Origin of the sequence: Janthinobacterium lividum (genome assembly GCF_034424625.1) — a bacterium.
Lineage (GTDB): Bacteria > Pseudomonadota > Gammaproteobacteria > Burkholderiales > Burkholderiaceae_D > Janthinobacterium > Janthinobacterium lividum.
On record NZ_CP139976.1, the window covers coordinates 3,303,450 to 3,326,535 of the forward strand.

Below are 23,086 nucleotides of genomic sequence, written 5' to 3' on the forward strand. Positions count from 1 at the left end.
GGTCTTGCAGGATCGCGATAACGGCAGCCGGGTATCTCGGGCACACTTGTGCAATCGCATGCACGGCACGCGTCACCCCCTCGTCACACACATATAGATACTGGAGTTTTCATGACCACCATCGCCAAAGGCTACGCCGCACTGGGCCCGACTTCCGCACTGCAACCGTTCACGTTCGAGCGCCGCGCCCCGCGCGAAGACGACGTGGCCATCTCGATCAAATATTGTGGCGTGTGCCATTCCGACATCCACCAGGCGCGCGACGAATGGGGCGGCGCCGCCTTCCCGATGGTGCCCGGCCATGAAATCGCCGGCGTCGTCACGGCCGTTGGCGCCAACGTCAGCAAGTTCAAGGTGGGCGACCACGTGGGCGTGGGCTGCTTCGTCGATTCCTGCACCACCTGCAAGACGCGCAACGTGGACCTGGAGCAGTACATGCCCGGCCTGATCCAGACCTACAATGGCCTGGAAGCGGACGGCAAGACGGCCACGCAGGGCGGTTACTCGGACAGCATCGTCGTCAAGGAGGGCTATGTGCTGTCGATTCCCGACAACCTGCCGCTGGACGCGGCCGCACCGCTGCTGTGCGCCGGCATCACCCTGTATTCGCCGTTGAACCACTGGAAGGCGGGCCCTGGCAAGCAGGTCGCCATCCTCGGCATGGGTGGCCTGGGCCACATGGGCGTGAAAATCGCCCACGCCATGGGCGCCGAAGTGACGGTGCTGAGCCAGACCCTGTCGAAGCGCGAAGATGGCCTGCGCCTGGGCGCCAATCATTACTATGCCACCAACGATGCGGAAACGTTCAGCAAACTGGCCGGCACGTTTGACCTCATCATCTGCACGGTGGGCGCGTCCATCGACTGGAACCAGTACATCAACCTGCTGAAGGTCGATGGCAGCATGGTCATCGTCGGCATCCCGGACGGCGCCGTGCCGCCGATCAGCGCCTTCGGCCTGGTGGGCGCGCGCCGCAGCCTGTCCGGCTCCATGATCGGTTCGATCAAGGAAACCCAGGAAATGCTGGATTTCTGCGGCAAGCACAATATTGTGTCGGACATCGAGATCATCCGCATCCAGGATATCAATGAGGCGTTCGAGCGCGTGGTCAAAAGCGATGTCAGATATCGTTTTGTGATTGACATGGCGTCGCTGTAACACCCGGCGCGCCTGTGTTTGTTGGATTACGCGCTTTGCGCTAATCCAACCTACGCATATCCAGCGTTCCGGTAGGTCAGATTAGCTCGCAGAGCGTAATCCGACATCCCCACCAAATCATCCCATCCCCGCCAAAAATCAAGCTCCCCTGTCAATTTTTCTTTCCTTGCGTCAAAAATCGGCATAAAATGAAACCGTACAGTACAGTTTCACTACGTAGATTTAAAAAATCAGCCATCCCCTGCGCGTTGGCCTGGGCAGGGGAGGCGTCATGGATAAAAAATGGACACTTCAGCAAATAAGGGAGCGCCGGCGATCCCGGCGGTTTTCAGGGGCAAGCGGCTTGCCCTGACGGTTTTTGGCATTTTTCTCGGGTTTTCGGGTCTGGCCCTGGCGGCCGGTGGCATCGAACTGATTACCCTCGGCGGTTCCTGGTATTACCTGCCGACCGGTCTGGGCCTGCTCCTCGCCGGCGTGCTGTATTTGCGCCGCAAGCCGCTGGCCAGCAGCATCGTCGCCGTGCTGGTCATCGCCACCCTGGTCTGGGCCGTATGGGAAATCGGCTTCGCCTTCTGGCCCATGGTGCCGCGCCTGGCGCCGTTCCTCGTCATCGGCCTGGTGGCCGCCTTGCTGCATCCGTGGCTGGCGGGCCGCAAGCACAATGGGCAGTCGCGCGGCTTCGCGGCCCTGTTTGCCGTCGTGCTGGTAGCCGGTTTCGCTGCCATGTTCAAGCCGCACGGCGTGCTGGAAGCCACCGCGCAGCCGCAGCAGGATGCCGTGAAGGCCATCAATGACGGCAGCGCCAACTGGGCGCATTATGGCTATGGACCGCAGGGCACGCGCTTCGCGCCGTACACGCAGATCGACAAGGCTAACGTCGATCAGTTGCAGGTGGCGTGGACCTACCGCTCGGGTGAACTGGCCGAAGGCGCGTCCGAATCGCAGAATACGCCGCTGCAGATCGGCGACACCATCTATACGTGTACGCCGACGAGCAAGGTCATCGCGCTGGACGCGGACACGGGCAAGGAGCGCTGGACCTTCGATCCGAAGCCAGCCAACACGAAGACGTGGAACCGCTGCCGCGGCGTCGGCTACTACGAGCCGGCCGCAGTGACAAAACCGTTCCAGTTCGAGGGCATGCAGCCGGCCAGCGCGCCGGTGGCGGGCGCGTGCGCCAGGCGCATCGTGCAAGTGACCATGGATGCGCGCCTGATCGAGATCGACGCGCAGACGGGCAAGCAGTGCGAGGGCTTCGGCGACAAGGGCTCCGTCGACCTGACCGTCGGCCTGGGCAAGGTCAAGATGAACGTGCCGTACTACGCCTACACGTCCGCGCCCACGGTGGCGCGCAACCTGATCATCCTTGGCGGCTGGGTCTTCGATGGCCGCTCCACGGATGAACCGTCGGGCGTCGTGCGCGCCTACAGCGCCGACACGGGAGAACTGGTGTGGGCCTGGGACCTGGGCAATCCGGCCATCACCAAACTGCCGCCGCAAGGGCAGACCTACACGCGCAGTACGCCCAACATGTGGTCGACCCCGGCCTTCGACGACGAATTGGGCCTGGTGTACCTGCCGACCGGGAACGAGCAGCCCGACTTCTGGGGCGGCAAGCGCCCGCCGCTGACGGAAAAATACGCGTCGGCCATCGTCGCCCTCGACATGGCCACGGGCCGCGAGCGCTGGACGTATCAAACCGTCCACCACGATATCTGGGATTACGACGTGGCCGCACAGCCGGCCCTGTACGACGTCCCGGACGGCAAGGGTGGCAAGATTCCCGCGCTGGTGCAGCTGACCAAGCGGGGACAGATATTCATGCTGGACCGCCGCACGGGCAAGCCGATCGCCGAAGTCATCGAAAAAGCCGTGCCGCAGGAGCACGCAGCCGGCGACTGGGTGGCAAAGACGCAGCCATATTCCACCGGCATGCCGGCCCTCGGTGCGGAAACGCTGACGGAGCGTGACATGTGGGGCGCCACCTTCTTCGACCAGCTGGCGTGCCGCATCAGCTTCCGCAAACTCAATTACCAGGGCGAGTTCACGGCGCCAGCTACGCGCGAAACCCTGATCTACCCGGGCTACTACGGTGGCTTCAACTGGGGCGGCGCGGCCGTCGATGAAAGCAATGGCTATATGTTCGTCAACGATATCCGCATGCCGCAAGTGGTCAGGCTGGTGCCGCGCGAAACGGTGGACGTGGCCAAGCTGACCTCGGGCCATGGCGTGGGCAGCACCTATCCGATGGATGGCACGCCGTTCGTCATCGACCACAAGGCGCTTAACTCTCCGTTGGGCATTCCCTGCCAAAGTCCGCCGTGGGGCGTGTTTGCCGCCATCGATCTCAAAACGCGCACGAAAGTGTGGGAGCGTCCGGCCGGCACGGTGCAGGATGCCGTTATCAACGGCGTGCGCGCCCGGCTGCCTGTCCCGCTGGGCATGCCGACCCTGGGCGGCGGCATGAGCACGGCGTCCGGCCTGGTGTTTTATGCGGGCACGCAGGATTATTATTTGCGCGCCATGGATATCGCCACCGGCCGCGAAGTGTGGAAGGCGCGCATGCCGGTCGGCTCGCAAGGCACGCCGATGACGTATGTGTCGCCCAGGTCGGGTCGCCAGTATGTCGTGGTGGTCGCTGGCGGCGCCCGCCAGAGTCCGGACCGGGGGGATTACGTGATAGCATACGCGCTTCCCAAGACACAGTAAGAGTTTGCTTCATGCCCCAGTTGCGCACCGTTCCAGCTTCCCCGACTACCCGAAGCGAGGAGCGGCGGCGCAAGCTGCTGGTGGCGGCAGCGCACTTCTTCCTCGCCTCAGGCTATGACGGCGTCAGCATGGACGCCATCGTGGCCGAGGCGGGCGGCTCGAAAGCCACCGCCTACCGCTACTTCGGCAGCAAGCAGGAGCTGCTGGTGGCCGTGGTCGAATACCTGTGCGCCGACTTCATCATCGACCTGCGCCGGCTCGATACCTCGCAAGCGGGCCTGGAACAGGGCTTGCAGCTGATCCTCGATGAACTGGTGGCCGTCGTCACCAGCCCCCGCCACGTGGACTTCTACCGCCTCGTCGTCACGGGCGCCGCCGCCGTGCCGGCCGTGGGCCTCACCTGGTACGAACACGGCCCGCAAGTGTGGCACGCGCTGATCCTGCGCCTGCTGGAACAACAGCGCAGCCAGGGCCGCATCGCGCCCGACACCTCGTTTTCCAATTTGCCGCAAATCCTGTTCGACGCCGTCTTCTCGCACCTCACCACGCGTACCGTCATGCTGGGGCAGGGCGGCGATGCGGCCACGTTCCGGCCCTTGATCGCGGAACTGATCGAGCTGGTGGTGGCGCGGGTGGCGCGCAGGTAGGACTAGGCCCGGGAAGATTGCAATCCGGCTGGCGTGATCCCGCGAATCGCATGCACGGATACGCTGCCAGTTGCGCATGCCTCCGCCGGCGTGAAGCGACGCCATACATGCAGGCCGTCTGCCGCGCCGCTGTACCGTCCCGCCAGACTATCCCGAGCCTTCCGGTCTTCATCTTGCATTGTTTGCAACTGGGACATTTTGTCTCAATGTATGGAAATTGTTTTAAAGTAGTATGCATCAAAGCGTGCAGCAACACCAACCTTGAGCAGACGCTGCTGAAGCAGTGTTTTGAGGTAGCGCTCCTCACGATAGATAGTGTCAAGTAATAGACTGGAAATACGCAAAATGATGGATTGGACCCCTATAGTCTTCGTTACGTTCAAGGCTCTCGTGCTCGGCACGGGCATGTTCTTCGCCATCAAGTGGCATTATGATCAAGGGAAGAAGGATAAGGATAAGGCGAAGCAGAATCGCGCGGTGCTGCGCGCGAGCGGCAAGGTGGTCGCAGGCTTCGTGCTACTGCTCATGGGCCTGGGACTCGTCACCTTCGTCATTGTCAGGATGGTTGGTCTGGACATGACCCTCCCTTGATGCGCCAGCCATTCATCAGGGCTTCTTCTGCGGGAGCTGTTCGGCAAGCCCGATGAGGATGCCTTCAGGGCCACGGATGTAGCACAGCCGATACATGTTTTCGTACTGGACGACTTCGCCGGCCAGCTTCGCGCCGCGTTTGACGAGCCGGACGAGCGTATCGTCGATATCGTCGACGGTAAACATGACGCGCAGGTAACCGAGAGCGTTCACTGGGGCGTTGCGGTGATCGGCGGCCACGGGCGGCGCGAGGAAGCGCGATAACTCGAGACGGCTGTGACCGTCCGGCGTACGCATCATGGCAATCTCGACGCGCATGCCGTGCAGTCCGGTGACGCCATCTGCCCAGTCTCCTTCAACCGGGGCGCGCCCTTCGAGAACGAGGCCCAGTTCGGTGAAGAACTCGATGGCGGCATCGATGTCTTCTACCACGATGCCGACGTTGTCCATACGCGTGACTGTCATCTTGCCTCCTGGTTGCCTAACGTCAACTGGACGTCAAATTGCCGCCTTGACGCATGCACTCTCGCCGCAGATTCTCATGGTCACAGGGTTGCGACAGCATCAGGTAGCAATACCGTACTTATGCTGGGTCGCTGCATACTGCTGCTTCAGCGACTCCAGTTTCGGATGCTTGGGATCGATCTTGCTGATCACCTGCATCTGGTGCTGCGCCTGTTCGGCCAGCGGGGCTTCCCAGCCCAGCATGTTGAGTTGGCGCAGGATGGCGTCGACGGAAGCGAACAGCACCGGCAGGTTGCCCGGCGTCTTGCGCAGGGCCTGGCGCAGCACGAAGACGGCGCCCTTGAGCTCTCCGCTTTCCGATTTGCTGGCCGCATCCTGCATCAGTTCCTGCACCTGGTTGCTGATCTGCTGGCCCATGCCTTGCGCCAGGTCGTGGCGGCCCGCCTTTTCAAAGACATCGACGGCCGCTTCCATCGTCACGTCGCTGTCGGCTTCATTGACGAGTTTCATCATGACGTCGGACGCCGCCTGTTCCAGATTGTTTTTCAGGCAGCTTTGCACGAGGCCCACCTTCAGCTGCGTCGACAGGCCCCGCGCCGTGTCCAGGGCGGCGGCGGCCAGCTGCAGTTCGCTGGCGGCGGCGATGTCGTTGCCCGACAATTCATGCAGCATGGCCGCCGAGATGGCGCGGCACGCTTCCACGTTGGCGCCGCCACGCAGCGAGCGTTCCATGTCGCGCAGCACGCCGCTCGCCTGCGGCGCATCGCCTTTCTTGACCAGCGTCTTGACCAGGTTGACATGGTCTTCCGGGTCGCGGAATTCGGAGTACTTCGCTTTCGTCACCACCTGTTTATATGCCCGTTCGGCCGCGCCGATGTCTCCCGTGTCATAGGCGATGCCGCCCAGGTGGCGCAAGCGGCGCACCATGTGCGGCGAGATGGCCACCGCGTCCTCGAGGATTTTCTTCGCCTGCAGCTGCTGGCCCATGGCTTCATGGTTTTGCGCCAGCAAATCATAGGCGGCCATGAAGCGGGGATAGACTTCCACCAGTTCCAGCAGCGCATCCTGCGCCTCTTCGTGGCGCTGCTGCTCGAACAGGGTGCGCGCCAGTCCCAGATGGGCCCAGGCCATGGGCCGCGTGGCCAGCATGTCGCCGTACAGCTGTTCCGCTTCCTTCCATTCATCGAGCGCGATGTGCAGTTCGGCGCGCAGGCGCGCGAAATCGGCCGCCAGGCGCGGGTGCTGCAATTCGGCCGCGCGGCAGCTTTTCACGGCTTCGCGCAGGTCGCCCTTGTCGATCAGCTGATACGTGGGCAGGAACATGGCGCGCCGCTCGATGGCGCGCGCGATGCGCCCGCTCAGGACATCGACGGTAAACGGTTTCAAGATGTAGTCCGACGGGGTCAGCTCGGCCGCGCTGATCACCTTGCTGTGGATGGCTTCCGAGGTCAGCATGATGAAGATTGTCCACAGCCCGATCAGCTTATGGTGGCGCAAGTCTTCCAGCAATTGCTGGCCATCCTGGCCGTCCGTGCCGCTACCAAGATCGTATTCGCACAGGATGATGTCGAACGGTTTCTTCGTCAGCAAGCGGATGGCCGTGCCGGAATTGACGGCATATTCCACCTTGGTGATGGCCGCCTGGTTCAGCATATTGTGCAGATTGCCCCGCATGCTGGGGTTCGGGTCGACGATCAGGACAGATAAGTCGCTAGTTTCTGGCATGGTTCAGCTCTCGTTCATCTGTTCGGTCATTTGCGGGAACTCTTCTTATATGTATCTGTCTGGCAGTATTACTTTTTATCAGCATACTGCAAAGCCGGGCGACACTGCCAGCAAAATGCATGCAATCGGGCGCGGGGCAGGGTACCGGGTGCATCCGGTGGCGCGCGGCGTTGTATTTCATGGCGCGGCGGCCCTGCGCGCGGGTGCCGGCGACGCATATCCCAGCAAATAGTTGACTAGCATGATAGTATCCTAATTACAACTAATGTTGGATGCCGCGCAATCTTGCGGCCAGGCATGCGCAAGGCTGTACCGGGCGCTTTTCTTCTTTCTGGTGTTGATACCCGTATGCGTGTTCCTGACCTTTCTTCCCTGCGGCGCATTGCTGTCCCCCTAGCATTTGGCGGCAACAGCGAACAGCAGCACACCTATTTTGCGGAGCTGCACCGGGTCGGCATGGTCACGCAGCTGCTGGGCATCATTGCCTACAGCCTGACCTGGCTGATGATGCCGGAGCCGTATCATCCGAACTTCTCGCACGCCGTGCTGGCGCTGCTGGGCATGTTGACGAGTCTGATCGTGCGCTACCGCTGCACCACCTTGCCCGTGCTGACCATCACGGGCGCCTGCGCCGTGCTGACCCTGACTTTTGGTTTGCGCACCATGGCCGACGCCGTCCATCACGCCAGCTTCTGGGTCTTGCCCGTGGGCGTCTTCATGACCCTGGCCATCGCCTCCATCTTCAATGGCGGCCTCAGCTACCTGGCCGTGGTGGCCGGCGTGTGGTGGAACGTGGGCCACGGCCTGTATCCCGTCAATGCGGGCTTGCCCGACCAGTCCTGGGCGCCGTTGATGATCGCCGTCAGCATCCTGTTCGGGCTGGCGCTGAATGTCAGCTTCAGCTTGTTGCGCTTGCGTAACTACCACTCCAAGCTGGAATTGACGCGGCTGGCCTTCCAGGACAGCCTGACGGGCCTGAACAACCGCCGCATGTTTACGCAGCGCGCCCAGCAGATGCATGGCGCGCCGCATGGCGGCACCTTGTACTTCCTGATGATCGACATCGACGATTTCAAGATCATCAACGACCAGCAGGGCCACGACGCGGGCGACGAGGTGCTCGTGCGCACGGCCGCCATCATCGCCGGCAAGGCGCAAGGCCATCTGTGCGGGCGCCTGGGCGGCGAGGAATTCGGCATCGTCTACGCGGGCAACCGCGAGGATGCGGGCGCCTTTGCCGGCGGCCTGGTCGAGGCCGTCAGCCAGGCTTTCCATGCGGCACAGTTCGTCTCGATCAGCGTGGGCGTGGCCGAACTGGACCGGGACAAGGACCTGGGCCACAGCTACCGGCTGGCCGACGAGGCGCTGTACCTGGCCAAGCGCCAGGGCAAGAACCGCTACGTGATCGCCTGACGGCTGCCTGATGCGGCTGTCTGGTGAATGCCTGGCTCCGTTGTTGCAAGTTGGCAAAAACTGCCGGTTTCAGGGGCAAAATGGCCGCAAAGCCATAAGTTCCGGTCATAAGACAGGGGTAAAACGGGTATAATGCGCGCAAAGGAAATTTGCCGTACGAAAGATATTGTCATACCTACCTTTAACCCGCAGCCACGCTGCATCAACCACCTTCCAATCATGTTGATACTGCCGGGTTCCAATGCCCTGTCCCATTTCCGTAGCCACCGTCTGTTAAGCCAACTGCAAGCCGTCTCGCCTGCGATTGTTGCCGTACAAGCACGCTATGTCCATTTCATCGATGCCAGCGCGCCTCTCACCAATGACGACAGCACGCGCCTTGGCGCTTTGCTGACGTACGGCGAGCCGGCCCACGCTGACAATACGGAAGGCGCTGCCGAAGAATTCTTCGTCATCCCCCGTTTCGGCACGATTTCGCCGTGGGCTTCGAAAGCCACCGACATCGCGCACAACTGCGGCATGGCGCACATCAAGCGCGTCGAACGCGGCATCGCTTTCCGCATCAACCTGAAATCGGGCATCCTGGGCAGCGCCATTGGCGCCGGCAAATTGACGGACGAGCAAGTGCAAGCTGTGGCCGACCTGCTGCACGACCGCATGACGGAATCCGTGCTGCGCAGCGCGGACGACGCCAAGGACCTGTTCCGCACCCTGGAAGCGCGCCCTCTGGAATCGATCGACTTGCTGGGGCAGGGCAAGCGCGCGCTGGAAACGGCGAACACGGAACTAGGCCTGGCGATGTCGGAAGACGAAATCGACTACCTGGACGCCGCCTTCACCAAGGCCGGCCGCAACCCGACGGACGTGGAACTGATGATGTTCGCGCAGGCGAACAGCGAACATTGCCGCCACAAGATCTTCAACGCCGACTGGACCATCGACGGCGTGGCGCAACCCAAGTCCCTGTTCGGCATGATCAAGAACACGCATGAGCTGCAGCCGAAGGGCACCGTCGTCGCCTACAGCGACAACTCGTCCATCATGGAAGGCGCCACCGTGTCGCGCTTCTACCCGCGCGGCGACAAGCACGAATACGCTGCATCGACGGAACTGACGCACACCCTGATGAAGGTGGAAACGCATAACCACCCGACGGCCATCTCTCCATTCCCGGGCGCCTCCACGGGCGCGGGCGGCGAGATCCGCGACGAAGGCGCAACGGGCCGCGGCGCCAAGCCGAAAGCCGGTTTGACGGGCTTCACGGTATCGAATTTGTCGCTGCCGGACGCCGTGCGCAGCTGGGAAACGGCCGCTTCCGTGACGGCGCCATTGGCCTCGCGCACGGATGCGGACCAATACGGCAAACCGGAACGCATCGCGTCGCCCCTGCAGATCATGATCGAAGGCCCATTGGGCGGCGCCGCGTTCTCGAACGAATTCGGCCGTCCAGTCCTGGGCGGCTACTTCCGCACGTATGAGCAGAACGTCGGCGCAGACAAAGACGCCGTCTTCGGCTACCACAAGCCGATCATGATCGCTGGCGGCATCGGCAATATCTCGGCGCAGCACACGCACAAGAACGACATTCCCGTCGGCAGCCTGCTGGTGCAGCTCGGTGGCCCGGGCATGCGCATCGGCATGGGCGGCAGCGCCGCCTCGTCGATGACCACCGGCAGCAACACGGCCGACCTGGACTTCGATTCCGTCCAGCGCGGCAATCCTGAAATGGAACGCCGTGCCCAGGAAGTCATCAACGCCTGCTGGCAAATGGGCGCCGACAACCCGATCATCTCCATCCACGACGTGGGTGCGGGCGGCTTGTCGAACGCGTTCCCGGAAATCACCAACGACGCCAAGCGCGGCGCGATTTTCGACCTGCGCAAGGTGCCGCTGGAAGAATCGGGCATGGCGCCGAAGGAAATCTGGAGCAATGAGTCGCAGGAACGCTACGTCCTGGCCATCGCGCCGGAAAGCCTGCCACTGTTCAAAGCCATGTGCGAACGCGAACGCTGCCTGTTCGCCGCCGTGGGCGTGGCCACCGAAGAGCGTCAATTGAAGCTGATCGACCCGGAACTGGGTAACGAGCCGGTCGACATGCCGATGGACGTCTTGCTGGGCAAGCCGCCGAAGATGCAGCGCGACGTGGTCCACGTGGCCAACGATTTCCCTGCCATTGATCTCACCGGCATGGACCTGGTTGATGTCGCGCAAAAAGTGCTGCTGCTGCCGACCGTGGCCGACAAATCCTTCCTGATCACCATCGGCGACCGCAGCGTGGGCGGCATGACCGTGCGCGACCAGATGGTGGGACCATGGCAAGTGCCGGTGGCCGATTGCGCCGTCACCACCATGAGCTTTGAAGGCTATCTGGGCGAAGCGATGGCCATGGGCGAACGCACGCCGCTGGCCGTCATCGACGCGGCAGCTTCCGGCCGCATGGCCGTGGGCGAAGCCGTCACCAACATCGCCGCCGCCGCGATTGCCGACATTTCCGACATCAAGCTGTCCGCCAACTGGATGGCCGCCTGCGGCCAGCCTGGCCAGGACGCGGCCCTGTACGACACGGTCAAGGCTGTCGGCATGGACCTGTGCCCGGCGCTGGGCATCAGCATCCCCGTCGGCAAGGATTCGCTGTCGATGCGCACGACGTGGAAAGACGACAGCACGGGCGCGGCGAAATCCGTCACGTCGCCAGTGTCGCTGATCGTTTCCTCGTTCGCGCCAGTGACGGACGTGCGCAAGTCGCTCACGCCGCAGCTGAAGACGGACCAGGGCGACACGTCGCTGATCCTGATCGACCTGGGCCGCGGCAAGAACCGCCTGGGCGCTTCGGCGCTGGCGCAAGTCATGGGCCAGTTGGGCAATGAAACGCCGGACGTCGACAGCGCGGAAGACTTGAAAGGCTTCTTCGCCGCCATTCAAAAGCTCAATAGCGACGACAAGCTGCTGGCCTACCATGACCGTTCGGACGGCGGCCTGTACGCCACCCTGACGGAAATGGCCTTCGCCGGCCACACGGGCATGTCCGTCAACCTGGACATGCTGACCATGGAAGGCGAGCACTCAAGCGACTGGGGCGACGCCAAGAACTGGACGGGCCAGGTGGCGGAACGCCGCAACGAACTGACGCTGCGCGCCTTGTTCAGCGAAGAGCTGGGCGCGGTGATCCAGGTGCGCGCGGAAGAAAAGTCGCTCGTCATGGACGTGCTGCGTACCTTCAACCTGGGCGCCTGCAGCCATATCATCGGCAAATTGAACGACCGCGATGTCATCGAATTCACGCGCGACGCCAAGCTGATCTACACCCAGCCGCGCGCCGAACTGCACCGCCTGTGGAGCGAAACGAGCTGGCGCATCGCCCGCCTGCGCGACAATCCGGCTTGCGCGGACGCCGAGTACGACCGCCTGCTGGATGCGCAGGATCCGGGCATGTCGCCTATCGTCACCTTCGACCAGAACGACAACATCGCCGCGCCATTCATCGCCACCGGCGTGCGTCCGCGTGTCGCCATCCTGCGCGAGCAGGGCGTTAACTCGCACATCGAGACGGCATACGTGATGCACCAGGCAGGCTTCACGGCTGTCGACGTGCACATGAGCGACCTGATTGCTGGCCGCGTCAAACTGGACGACTTCCAGGGCGTCATCGCCGTGGGCGGCTTCTCGTACGGCGACGTGCTGGGCGCGGGCGAAGGCTGGGCGAAAACCATCCTGTTCAACGCCAGCCTGGCGGAACAGTTCGCGCGCTTCTTCAACCGCACGGACAGCTTTGGTTTGGGCATCTGCAACGGCTGCCAGATGATGAGCAACCTGAAATCCATCATCCCCGGCGCCCACGCCTGGCCTAAGTTCACGCGCAACAAGTCGGAGAAATTCGAAGGCCGCTTTGCCATGGTCGAAGTGATGGATTCCCCATCGATCTTCTTCAACGGCATGGCCGGCACCCAAGCCGGCATCGCCATCGCCCACGGCGAAGGCTACGCCGACTTCTCGCAAACGGGCGACATCACCCAGGTCACCAAAGCCATGCGCTTCGTCGACAACAAGGGCGCCGCTACCGAAGCGTATCCGTACAACCCGAACGGCTCGCCGGAAGGCATCACCTCCGTCACCACGCCAGACGGCCGCTTCACAGTGTTAATGCCGCACGCGGAGCGCGTGTTCCGCAGCGTCCAGCAGTCGTATCACCCTGAAGCATGGGGCGAGGATTCGCCGTGGATGCGCATGTTCAGGAATGCACGGAAGTTTGTGGGGTGATTTGAAGACCTGAGTTACTACAAAATAGGGCCGCTGACATAAGGAAAGCGGCCCTTTTATTTGTAGGCCTTAGACGCGAGAATAACGATATACTCCCTTTATGCTAGATGCAAGATATCCGCCAATCGTACTTGCCGCACTAAATTCTTCATATATTTTCTCTGGCACGTCAAAATATTGATAAACAGAACCATTTTTAAACTCTACTTCTAGAGTTTGACTCTCAGAGTCATAGCCAATTGCCTCAACATTACTTGATTCAACAGAAATTCTTTCCATATCAATCCTCTATTTTTTCACTCGTTCGATTATCGGGTGTTGCGCTCTCCAAGTTTCCAATACCTCCTTGTAATTAGCATTGCTTTCCATTGGAATTCCCCAGCCTCCAGGTGCTTGTGTATTTTCCAAATCAAATTCATCGTAAATTATAGGGTCTTGGCTATCTGGTCTCCTGTTTCTTGGGGGGGGCTCAATTAAAGTCCTCATGGGTAGTTTTACAGCTTCACCAAGAATTATTGCTTCGCCAGTTCTTAATATTGGTAGCATTCCAGTTAGACCTTCTAGATTGTCCGACATAGCAGAAGTAATGTGGCTTCTATCGGCTGAATTTGCTAGTCGCAATGCAAAAAAAGTTCCACATTGAGATAGTATTGTTGAGTCAATTTCGGAAGGTCGTTGGCTAACAATCATTGCGCCAATGCCATATTTCCTTCCTTCTTTTACTATTCTTTGTACAATTTTCGATGCCATTCCTTTGGAGTTTGAATTGAGGTAAATGTGAGCTTCTTCCATAACCAAAAGAAGAGGGCGGTGGCGACCGCCTTGAGATAAGTTTCTGGCCCAAAATAATAATTCATATAATATCCTTAATACTGCCCCTATTGTGGTTTGTAATATGTCGGCGGGAACTCCTGAAAGATCTAAAATTGATACGGGCTTTTCCCCAATCCACGTTTTTAGAAGATAATCAAGGTCGGAAATTGTAATCCCATCTTTCTTTGGGCTAAAATCGGACGGCTTAAAAATAAAATCGTACCTTGGTATTCTGAGTTTTGATCCAAGTAATTGAATTTGTTTTCCTATTGACAGTGAGCCGGGTAAGTAATTTATTTTCGCCTCACCTGCCGTGGTTACTATATTTTTGAATGTCGGTGGGATGCCTTTTTCAGCGACGCCTCGTAGTTCATTTCCTTCAGAGTCGAGTTCGTATGCTATATTATCTTCAGGTCTTCCGGGTTTGTCTTTGTAGTATGTTCCAAATGTCTCTATATATAATTCATGCCATAGTTCATGAATGTTAAATGGAATTGGAGATTCCACACTTAAGCTATCTATTGATGCGCCTTTTCTAGGCGTTATTTTTAATGATTCTAATTTATACTTATGAACTCTTTCCAATACTACATTTTTATCTTTTTCGCTCGAAAATTCTCCGAAGCAAATCTCGCATAACTCTTCGAAATTGAGTGCCCAGAATGGTACAACAAGCCCATGCTCTTTTTCTTTAGATGTCTCGTCTGCTTTAATTTTAAATATATTGGCACGATCACGCAGGGCATGGCCATATTCTCCATGAATATCTAGCATTAGAATTCGGGCGGATGGATACCGAGAATTTTCGGATAGAGCATTTATAATGCTTGCCACTGTAGTGGATTTCCCTGATCCGGTGGTCCCAACTATCGCGGAATGTCTGGTGATTAATTTATTTACGTCAATCAGCGCCGGAATTGACTCTGCATTTGATATGTGACCGACTTTTACGAAATATGGCTTTTCAGGTTGACCGTAAATGCCTTTAAGTTCTTTTTCTGAGACGAGATGGACTTCATCTCCGACAGTAGGGTATTGCGATAGACCCCGATGGAAGGCGCCATTTCTTTGGCTCTCACCTATCAACTGAATTTTCATCCATTTGTCAGATTGACCTTCAAGTTGAATGGAGTTTTCAGGAATGGCACTCGCCCCAACCTGGTTAATTATTCCAAACAAATCAACAAAACCAATTGGTATTCTAATAAAGCTTCCTATTTGTCCAGCTCTGTATCCTTGTCCGTCTATATAAATAAAACCGCTCAACGAATGTTTGGATAATTTTATGCTGACGCTTGTTCCATTTACATCTTTAACATCGCCTAAATATGTCTCTTTATTTGACATGGTTCGCTCCTCGTGAACCAATCATTCTTTTTAGAAAATGAGAAAATTTTAAGAAATCACCTAATTTAACAATATTTGAATTTTCATCATTTTCATTTTTTTCTATGAAATCAAGTATTTCACTTTCTACATCTTCAGGATTTTTTCCATTGATCCATTTTCCAATATTTGTTCCAATTATTGCCCGATCAAATGTCCAAATATTTAGATTGTGTTGGTTTTTTGCAAGTCGATATGCTTCAGGATATCGCTCCTCGCCATTGTCAAAATTAAAAGTTCCGAACATTAAGCCCAGAACCATTGCAGTTGGATTCGCTTTTAGTGCATTTATTATTGCATCATTAATATGCCCATCACTAAATGAGTATCCTGATAAAATTAAAAATGATGATTTTCTTCTTATGAATCTACTTAGCTGATCAATTAAAGCTAAGTAAGGCATTTTTCTGCTCTCTTCATATTTTAAGTGCGATGGATATATTAAATGTGATTCTTCTCCTAAAGTTATTTCGGTGCGAACTTCTGAGGATCGGAATACTTTTCTTTGTTTGGCTGATAACTGCTGATACCAATTAATTGATCCATGTATTTTCCATAGTCTTGACCAATGAATAGGGATTAAGTTGTCTTCCACTGCACGCAAATCAAAAAATGATCTGTGGGATCCTGTAAAGCCGTCAAAATATGGAATTTCTAGATCCTCTAATGCTTGTTCCATTAAAATGTCATAATTCGTGGTAAATAATTCTATCGCTATTCTTCGATCAATCGATTTTATCCAGTTTCCCAGTCCGTGATATGGCGTTTCTTTGTCTGGTAAGCTAACGTTTAATTTTTTAACTATTTCCGCACATATTTCGTGCTGTAAAGATATTAAATTTATTTCGGTTAATCCTCTGACCGTTCCGCCTTTTGAGACGGTTAACAAACTTCTAAGGAAACTCAAAATATCTTCTATGTTTTCGATGTTTTTCTCTGCTTTTCCTAGCTCGTCAAGAAGTATTTTGTACTCGGGGTTGTCCTTTAATTGAGTGTTTATGAATTTTGATAAATTCGCTACATCAGGTATTAGTGGCCATTTTCCTTCAGGCATTGAGACGGAGAGGGGGCAGCCAGCGGATATAAAAAATCCTATTGCCTCATTGTCTTGAGATAAAGATTGCCTTAAATATCGGAGGTGGCGAATTGGATCGTGTATTGTGTCCATATATTCTTTCGTTGTATTGAATATTTATTGAATTTTTAATTTTTTATGATGTTTTTTAGTTATAGGCTTTTCGCCACCCCCACAATCACCATCGCCGACGGCACCAATAAAAACTGCGCAATCAGCGTCCCCGCCAATCTACTTCCTACCAGCCACACCACCGCCCGTCTGAACTGCGATTCTTCGATCTTTCCTTCGATGACGTCATCCGTCATGCCTGACATGTGCGGGTCGATGAAGACGGCCATCATGATGGTGGCGCCGCCGTTGATGATCGATGAAAGCGTGCTGGAGGTGACGCGCACGCTCGGATCGAGCACGCCGGCATACAGGGCGGCGAAGACGCCTACCGTCCACAGGGCCGTGGCGATAACGTTCATGGCTGTCATGGAGACGGAGACGCCGGATTTTTCGCGCAGGCCCGTGACGTTGGCGGGCTTGGGCAGGCTGGCGGAGGTCTTGAGGTAGGACAAGCCGCCCTTGAAAACGGCGTGCAGCAGCAGTTTCGGCACCGACCTGTGCACCTGGAAGTGTTCGACGGCGCGGCAAAAGGCGCGCTGGAAGGTGGGGATCAGGATGGCGCCCAGTATCGTCGCCAGGCTGGCGGAGAACAGCAGCCAGCGGAAGTCCAGTAATAGCGTGCCGGCGGCAACATGCTGGTCGATGCCCGTTTCCACGCGCTTGGCCAGGAATGGCCCCAGGAATGAGTTCGACGTGCGCGACAGCAGCATCAAAATGCTGAACAGGGCCAGCGAGACGGCGATGCGCCGCGTGCGGATGCCGGCGATGCGCACGGAGTAGGCGAGGGTGCCGATGATGTGGATGATGAACGTCAGTGCGCAAATCAACAGCAATTGCTTGTCCATCACAACCTTGCAGTAAAGAAAATGTAATTCCATGCTGCCATGAAGTTACTTATTTTTCAACTGCAAATAAGCTAATTTTATGTGATTGGGGTTTTGTGGTGGTTTATGCTGGTTTGTGTGGAGTTGACTGAGTTTCACCCCAAGGCTGAAACTGGGGGCAGACCCTACAGGGGGCATATTCCCCAGTGGGGGATATGCCGATCACGAAGTGTCTGACCCCGGCTTTTTGCCTGTGGGTGAGGTCAATACCGCCGGCACACTTAAGCTTATCCCTTGCTTGTATTTCAAGCTTGCACCCTCAACTACCGAGCATGGCGGCGTGTCTTGCCGCATTGATCAATGAACAACCCGGAGGTACACCATGAGTTTCGATTCCTTTCTGTCCAAACTGAAGACCAAAGCCAGCGAACTGAAGACCGAAGCACTGAAGTTCAAGAACAAGGATTTCCTCAACGCCGCGATGGCGGGATCGGCCCTGATCGCCATGGCCGACGGCAGCGTCAGTGCGGAAGAGAAGCAGAAGATGGTGAAGTTTATTGAAAGCAATGATGCGCTATCCGTGTTTACCACCACGGACGTGATCAAGGCTTTCCAGGAATATGTGGGCCAGCTGGAGTTCGACAAGGATATCGGCGAAGCCAAGGCGTATCAGGCGCTGGGCAAGATGAAGTCGAATGTGGAGGCGTCGCGCTTGCTGGTGCGCATGATCATCGCCGTCGCTTCGTCGGACGGCAATTTCGATGCCAACGAGCAGCGCGTGGCCAGCAAGATCGCGCGCGAGCTGGGCTTGACTCCGGCGGAGTTCGAGTTGCAGTAAAGCCAGGCCAGCCGGCCCCGGCTGGCTTAACTCTTGTCCCACCACGGCGGCGTGCCCGACGACCAGGGGCACGCCATGTCCACTTCGCGTATCCTGTAGCGGATCTCGATCACCTGGCCGGGGCTGAAGGGACCGCGCTTCCAGTCGCCGGAATCAAAGACGTAGCCTTTGCCCTTGATGCAATGAGTGGTCGGATTGTTGCCGATGGGGCCGGTCGAGTGCAGGGTGACGCGCACTTCGCCGTTGGCGTCCAGCGGGGCGTCGCCGCCCATGAACAGTGGATCCGAGCCGACGTCGCAGACAGTGGTGCTGCCTATCTTGCTGCAGCGCTTGATGTACGTTTGCTGGCGCGCATTGGCCAGGTAATCGTCATGCCGCATCGGCTTGCCGTCGTCATAGGTAAAGCGCAGGACGACTTGCGTGGGCTCGCTGGCAGGATGGCGCGTGGTGCTGGTGCAGGCGGCGCTGACCAGGGCCAGCAAGGGCCAGGCCAGCAGGCGCAGGACGCGGCGCAGCATGGATCGGGATTGACTGCCGGATGGATGCTGCATGTGGCGTTGCCATTTGTCTCATGAACGGGGCGCCGATGATAGCATGCGAAGGCAGCGGTTCCCTTAGGACGCGCCGCGATTCAATTCCTGCAGCACTTTCTTGCACAACACCCCATAGCCCACGCCCGTGCCGCGCTTGTGTGCGGCCAGGTCGTAGCCGGCGCTGATGTCGTCCCACGTCACGCTGCCGGGCAAGGGGCGCAAGTTGTCGTCCAGGTCCATCTCGAAATGGATGAAGTGGCCGTCAGCGCTCAGCAGCCTGCCGTAGACGGCGGGCATGCCGGGCCAGGCCAGTTGCAGGTCGAGCATGAGGGCCGCATCGAGCGCCACGCCATGGCTGGCCGCGCACTGGCGCAAGGCGTCCGGCAAGGGGCGGGCGCGCCACCAGGCCGCCGTCTGCTTGATGGCGGCCTGGGTCAGCGCGTTTTGCTGTTGCACGGAATACTGCTTGCTCATGGCTGCCACCCATGCGGCATGCGGCTTGCCGCCCTAGCGCGATGCCAGGCCCATGCTTTGAACATGGGCTGGCACGATGGCGCCGCTGGCCAGTTTTTCGGCCGGCATTTGCATCAGCACTTCGCCGCCCACGCTGCCATCGTCGCGCAGGTCGATGCGCATGGCCAGTTGCCGGTCGAGCGCCACGAAGCTGTCGCTGCCGGTGGCGATGATGCGGTGTTCTTCCTGGTCATCGATGCGCGCATACATCATGGCGCCGATAGTTCCCGCGTTGCGCAGGTAGAGCACTTGACCGTTCGACAGCTCATAGGCGCCGCGGAACGGGGCAAACCTTTCCGCACTCATGAAATGTTTGTGTGCCGGCAATTCGATCGTGTGCAGGCGTCCGCCGGGAACGACGACGGTCTGGCTGTCGGGCAGCGTTTGCGCATTTGCCAGCAGGGCGCAGACGCCCAGGGTGCCGGCCAGGATCCATGTTTTCATTTTCTTACCCATCCTTGAACTTTGGTGCCGTCCGCTGCCGGCGCGGCGATGTTGTTGTGTTTGCCAGGGAAACAGAACCGGCTCGTCCGCAAGCGCTGCTGTCACACTGGCAAGGCGCGGGCTGCCGGTGTTGCCAGTGTAGGCAGGCAAGATGTGCCGCGCATCATCCGATCGGATGACACGGCCTCATGCATCGAGTACGGCCAGGTGCGCCGTGGCGCCGTGGATCAGGGCGATCAGCTCGCCCTGGCGCCGCGTATCCGTCTTCAAATAGGTGTGGTGCAGATGCGTTTTGACGGTGTTGACGCTGATGCCGCCCTGCGCGGCGATTTCCTCGATGGTGGCCCCTTGCGCCAGCGCCTTGCCCACTTGCGCCTCGGCTTGCGTCAAGTCAAACAGTTGGCGCAAGGCAGGGACGGACGTGCACGTTTTTGTGGGGTCGCGCGCGATCAGCAGGGCGCAGGCGGGCTGGCAATCGGCAAGCGGGGTGACAGTCAGGGCCAACGGCGCTTGCTGCTTGCGCGGCAGGCGCAGCGACTGGCATTGCGCTGCGCCACCGGCGCTGGCGATCACCAGGCGCACGGCGCGCACCAGGGCGGGCGGCACGGCGTGTGCCAGTTGCGCCGCATGCAGGGCGTGGCCGGCGGGGGTGGCGAAACGCAGTCCGAGGTTGGTGTCGAGTACCAGCACGGCGGCGCCCATGGCGTCTAGCGCCGCCAGCGCGCAGTGGCTGGCCAGTTGCGCTTCGCGCAGGCGCTGCTGCAGGCACAGGGCGCGTTGCAGATGCGGCAGGAGTTCCTGCCATTGCTGGCCGCTGAGGCCGGCACTGTCGAGCTGCGGCCAGTCGCCGATGCCGCAGGCCGAGTCGTACATGGCGCCGATCAGTTTGCCCACATTCATTGCCGTGCTCATGCTTGCCCCCAATCCTGATTACATCAGTGTGCCGCGGGCGTGCAGGTGCGGAACTGGGTAAGGGCAGTGTGGTGCAGCACTTGGCCCCACCTTTGTAAGGAAGGGCTGGACGCTGCCATCTGGCCTGGGCATCTTTCAAGATAGTATAAATATGGCACCGCTGCAATGCGGCGCTGTAGCGGATTGCGGATGTCCGTTACGCACTTTCGGCAATCAGGCGTTCCAGGAGCATGCGGGATTTGGCATCCCTGGCATGAACACAAGGTCACCAAGCTCTTTTGGGCCGAGCGCGCCTGTGACGTTCGCGTGCAATGATCAAGTCTCCGCTCTGGCTGCAGTCAGTGCAACCTGGAATGGACCGGTGCCAGGGGCAGCAATGGTCAAAGTCAAATGCATGATGACTTGGCCGTTCATCGATACCGCATAGCTCGTGCTCGATAGGCTTGCGGTCGCACTGGCCGGCGTGACCATCTTCGATTGGTAGGTGGCCCCCTGGGTCTTCAAATAATCCAGGAAGCCGACCACCAGATTCCTGGTCATCGACGCGTCCAAGTCATTTGCAAAGACATTGCATGCGCTCTCGCCGATACTCGTCAGGACGAAGCGCGAGTTGTCGAGTTGCACGTTCCAGGCGTTACCAGAGTAAGCGCCCAAATATGCTGCCGCATCGATGCTTGATAGCCTTTGAAAGCCCGGCCGTGCTAACCAAGCCTGGAATTTTTCGGGATAGGGGAAGTTCATAAAACAGCCTTGAACGAACTGGTCAACGACCTGCGCGGTAGCCAATTCGGACGCTTTAGGAGAAGCGCAAGCGGCGAAAGGGGAAACAGACAGCAGAAGTGCCGCAACGATTTTCTTCATGAATAACCTTAAATTTAGTTGCCACCTATCCGTTTCCGGCCGCTACTGGATGGCCGGAATGGTTCAGTGTACGAGGTTGTTGCTTTCAGGGCAAGTTGGCGGTTTTATCAGGCGCCCGATGGGCGAGGACAAGGAAACTGGCAGGCGGCACGGGCCAGGGACAAAAAATCCTGGAAAAATGGCGATTTTGACCGCGTGCTATAGCATCCGAAGCAATCGGACACATGGAAAACATATCCATAGGGTAAGCTTCGGGGCTAAGCTATTTCGCAACTCTATCAAAATTACATGACCTCCATAATGATCCCCGACGTCGCCCTGGTCGACAATACCGAACAACGCACGCCGCTCGTGCTCGTGCTGGACTGCTCCGGCAGCATGGATGGCGAGCCTGTCTCGCTGCTGAACGAAGGCCTGGCCTTGCTGGAACAGGAACTCAAGTCCGATGTCATCGCCGCCAAGCGCGTGCGCATCCTCGTGATTCAATATGGCGCCCACGATGAAGCCGTAGTCGCCAGCAACTGGTGCGATGCCATGGATTTCACGGCGCCACGGCTGGAAGCGAACGGCACTACGCCGACCGGCGCGGCCGTCGAACTGGCCCTGGCCGAGATCGAGCAGGAAAAGCAGCGCTTCCGCGCAGCGGGCGTGGCGTATACGCGGCCGTGGCTGTTTTTGATGTCCGACGGCGAGCCGACGGACCGCTGGCAGCACGGCGCCGAACAGGCGCGCGCGGCCGAGCAGGCCAATAAAGTGGCGATCTTCCCCATCGCCGTGGGCGACCACGCAAACATCGATACCCTGGGCGAATTCTCCAGCCGAGGCGAGCGGGGCGTGAAGCAGTTGAAAGGCTTGCAGTTCCGCGAACTGTTCCTGTGGCTGAGCGCCAGCATGCAGGTGGTGTCGCAATCGCGTCCCGGCGCGCAGGCGCAACTGGCCTCGACGGACGGCTGGTCCGTCGTGAGTACGTGAAAGCCCGTTGATCCATGACGATAGTAAACAAGCATTGGCGCGTGTTCGGCGCCTCCGTCACGGGCAAGGCGCACCTGGATAAAGATATTCCTTGCCAGGATGCGCACGCACATGCCGTCGTGGACGATGTTTTGGTCGCCATCGTCTGCGATGGCGCCGGATCGGCCCGCCTCAGCGAGCAGGGCGCGCAGTTTGTTGCCGCGCACACCGTGCAGGCGCTGGCCGGGCGGCTGGAGCAGGGCGCCACCGTGCAGGATTTGCACGACGGCGCGCTGGCGGGCACCCTGGCGCAGATCCGCGCCGCGCTGGACGACATCGCCCGCGCCGCCAACGCCACCCTGGATGACTACGCCAGCACCGTGGTGGGCGTGGTCATGGGCCGCGACAACGGTTTCTTTTTCCACCTGGGCGATGGCCTGGGCGTGGCGCAGCTGATCGATGGCGGCGAACTGATCTCGCTGCCCGCCAACGGCGAATACGCGAACGAAACCTACTTCATCAGCGGCGAGCGCTGGCGCGAACAGCTGCGCCTGCTGCCGATTCCCAAGTCCGTGCGCGGCATCGTGCTGATGTCCGACGGCTGCATGCCCTTTGCCATGAGCAAGAATAATGGGGCCCTGTACGCGCCGTTCATGGATGCCGTGCAAGGCTATCTGCGCACAGTCGACAGCGTGGAGCTGGGTAATGCGGCGCTGGCATCCACCCTGGCCGACCCGCGCACGCACCAGATCACGGGCGACGACAAGACCCTGCTGCTGGCCTTGCGCGCATGAGCCGGAAGCAAGGTGTGACACCGGGCCTGAGTCCGGGTGGAAAAATTTGGCTGGATAAAGTCC

General features: G+C 58.5%; 20 protein-coding genes. 9 read left to right on the top strand and 11 right to left on the bottom strand.

Annotated elements, in window-relative coordinates; translation table 11 throughout:
• Positions 1–111: 111 nt before the first annotated feature.
• The 4 genes from U0004_RS14910 to U0004_RS14925 all read left to right on the top strand — a co-directional run bounded on the left by U0004_RS14910 (position 112) and on the right by U0004_RS14925 (position 5,105).
• Positions 112–1,158 carry an NAD(P)-dependent alcohol dehydrogenase gene (locus tag U0004_RS14910; RefSeq protein WP_034787320.1) on the top strand — a complete coding sequence of 349 codons (1,047 nt, stop codon included), beginning with the start codon at positions 112–114 and terminating at the stop codon, positions 1,156–1,158.
• Positions 1,159–1,440: 282 nt separating this feature from the next.
• Positions 1,441–3,867 (top strand): membrane-bound PQQ-dependent dehydrogenase, glucose/quinate/shikimate family, encoded by a 2,427-nt coding sequence (locus U0004_RS14915; protein ID WP_081345872.1) that lies wholly within the window; start codon positions 1,441–1,443, stop codon positions 3,865–3,867.
• Positions 3,868–3,878: 11 nt separating this feature from the next.
• Entirely contained in the window at positions 3,879–4,514 is a 636-nt protein-coding gene (locus U0004_RS14920; protein WP_081345873.1) for a TetR/AcrR family transcriptional regulator, read from the top strand.
• A gap of 345 nt (positions 4,515–4,859) precedes the next feature.
• A complete protein-coding gene (locus U0004_RS14925; RefSeq protein WP_034787325.1) occupies positions 4,860–5,105 on the top strand; it encodes a hypothetical protein in 246 nt (81 codons plus the stop codon).
• A gap of 15 nt (positions 5,106–5,120) precedes the next feature.
• Here the strand turns inward: U0004_RS14925 and U0004_RS14930 are convergent, their stop codons facing one another.
• Both U0004_RS14930 and U0004_RS14935 read right to left on the bottom strand, forming a co-directional pair.
• Positions 5,121–5,570 (bottom strand): VOC family protein, encoded by a 450-nt coding sequence (locus U0004_RS14930; protein WP_070259781.1) that lies wholly within the window; start codon positions 5,568–5,570, stop codon positions 5,121–5,123.
• 99 nt (positions 5,571–5,669) lie between these two features.
• Positions 5,670–7,295 carry a tetratricopeptide repeat-containing response regulator gene (locus tag U0004_RS14935; protein WP_070259783.1) on the bottom strand — a complete coding sequence of 542 codons (1,626 nt, stop codon included), beginning with the start codon at positions 7,293–7,295 and terminating at the stop codon, positions 5,670–5,672.
• Between the two features lie 348 nt (positions 7,296–7,643).
• Here U0004_RS14935 and U0004_RS14940 point away from each other — a divergent pair, with 348 nt between their 5' ends.
• Together U0004_RS14940 and purL are read left to right on the top strand one after the other, a co-directional pair.
• Positions 7,644–8,708: a GGDEF domain-containing protein gene (locus U0004_RS14940; protein ID WP_167468660.1), complete on the top strand. Its 1,065-nt coding sequence runs from the start codon at positions 7,644–7,646 to the stop codon at positions 8,706–8,708.
• Between the two features lie 219 nt (positions 8,709–8,927).
• Positions 8,928–12,965 (top strand): phosphoribosylformylglycinamidine synthase, encoded by a 4,038-nt coding sequence (gene purL, locus U0004_RS14945; protein ID WP_070259785.1) that lies wholly within the window; start codon positions 8,928–8,930, stop codon positions 12,963–12,965.
• Between the two features lie 69 nt (positions 12,966–13,034).
• On the opposite strand, the gene U0004_RS14950 is transcribed toward purL, so the two are convergent.
• The 4 genes from U0004_RS14950 to U0004_RS14965 are packed head-to-tail and all read right to left on the bottom strand — an operon-like array spanning position 13,035 to position 17,198.
• Positions 13,035–13,244 carry a KTSC domain-containing protein gene (locus U0004_RS14950; protein WP_071653745.1) on the bottom strand — a complete coding sequence of 70 codons (210 nt, stop codon included), beginning with the start codon at positions 13,242–13,244 and terminating at the stop codon, positions 13,035–13,037.
• 9 nt (positions 13,245–13,253) lie between these two features.
• Positions 13,254–15,125, bottom strand: a complete 1,872-nt coding sequence (locus U0004_RS14955) for an ATP-binding protein (RefSeq protein WP_071653746.1) — start codon at positions 15,123–15,125, stop codon at positions 13,254–13,256.
• A complete protein-coding gene (locus U0004_RS14960; RefSeq protein WP_071653747.1) occupies positions 15,115–16,332 on the bottom strand; it encodes an SIR2 family protein in 1,218 nt (405 codons plus the stop codon). The genes U0004_RS14955 and U0004_RS14960 overlap by 11 nt, the downstream gene beginning before the upstream one ends.
• 59 nt (positions 16,333–16,391) lie before the next feature.
• On the bottom strand, positions 16,392–17,198 hold the full coding sequence (locus tag U0004_RS14965) for a lipid II flippase Amj family protein (protein ID WP_070259787.1): 807 nt from the start codon (positions 17,196–17,198) through the stop codon (positions 16,392–16,394).
• A 361-nt stretch (positions 17,199–17,559) separates the two neighbouring features.
• Here U0004_RS14965 and U0004_RS14970 point away from each other — a divergent pair, with 361 nt between their 5' ends.
• Entirely contained in the window at positions 17,560–18,015 is a 456-nt protein-coding gene (locus tag U0004_RS14970; RefSeq protein ID WP_070259789.1) for a tellurite resistance TerB family protein, read from the top strand.
• Positions 18,016–18,041: 26 nt separating this feature from the next.
• On the opposite strand, the gene U0004_RS14975 is transcribed toward U0004_RS14970, so the two are convergent.
• The 5 genes from U0004_RS14975 to U0004_RS14995 all read right to left on the bottom strand — a co-directional run bounded on the left by U0004_RS14975 (position 18,042) and on the right by U0004_RS14995 (position 21,278).
• Positions 18,042–18,566, bottom strand: a complete 525-nt coding sequence (locus U0004_RS14975) for a hypothetical protein (protein ID WP_139144272.1) — start codon at positions 18,564–18,566, stop codon at positions 18,042–18,044.
• Positions 18,567–18,629: 63 nt separating this feature from the next.
• Positions 18,630–19,022, bottom strand: a complete 393-nt coding sequence (locus U0004_RS14980; protein WP_070259793.1) for a hypothetical protein — start codon at positions 19,020–19,022, stop codon at positions 18,630–18,632.
• A gap of 33 nt (positions 19,023–19,055) precedes the next feature.
• The gene (locus U0004_RS14985; protein WP_070259795.1) at positions 19,056–19,505 is read right to left on the bottom strand and encodes a hypothetical protein; all 450 of its coding nucleotides are present in this window, start codon (positions 19,503–19,505) and stop codon (positions 19,056–19,058) included.
• Between the two features lie 186 nt (positions 19,506–19,691).
• Complete coding sequence (locus tag U0004_RS14990; RefSeq protein ID WP_081345875.1) at positions 19,692–20,417, bottom strand: helix-turn-helix transcriptional regulator; 726 nt, start codon at positions 20,415–20,417, stop codon at positions 19,692–19,694.
• Positions 20,418–20,732: 315 nt separating this feature from the next.
• Positions 20,733–21,278: an NMCC_0638 family (lipo)protein gene (locus U0004_RS14995; protein ID WP_070259798.1), complete on the bottom strand. Its 546-nt coding sequence runs from the start codon at positions 21,276–21,278 to the stop codon at positions 20,733–20,735.
• 288 nt (positions 21,279–21,566) lie between these two features.
• On the opposite strand from U0004_RS14995, the gene U0004_RS15000 reads away from it, so the two are divergent.
• On the top strand, positions 21,567–22,250 hold the full coding sequence (locus U0004_RS15000; RefSeq protein ID WP_034787343.1) for a vWA domain-containing protein: 684 nt from the start codon (positions 21,567–21,569) through the stop codon (positions 22,248–22,250).
• 14 nt (positions 22,251–22,264) lie between these two features.
• On the top strand, positions 22,265–23,023 hold the full coding sequence (locus U0004_RS15005) for a PP2C family serine/threonine-protein phosphatase (RefSeq protein WP_070259800.1): 759 nt from the start codon (positions 22,265–22,267) through the stop codon (positions 23,021–23,023).
• The last annotated feature ends 63 nt before the right edge of the window (positions 23,024–23,086 follow it).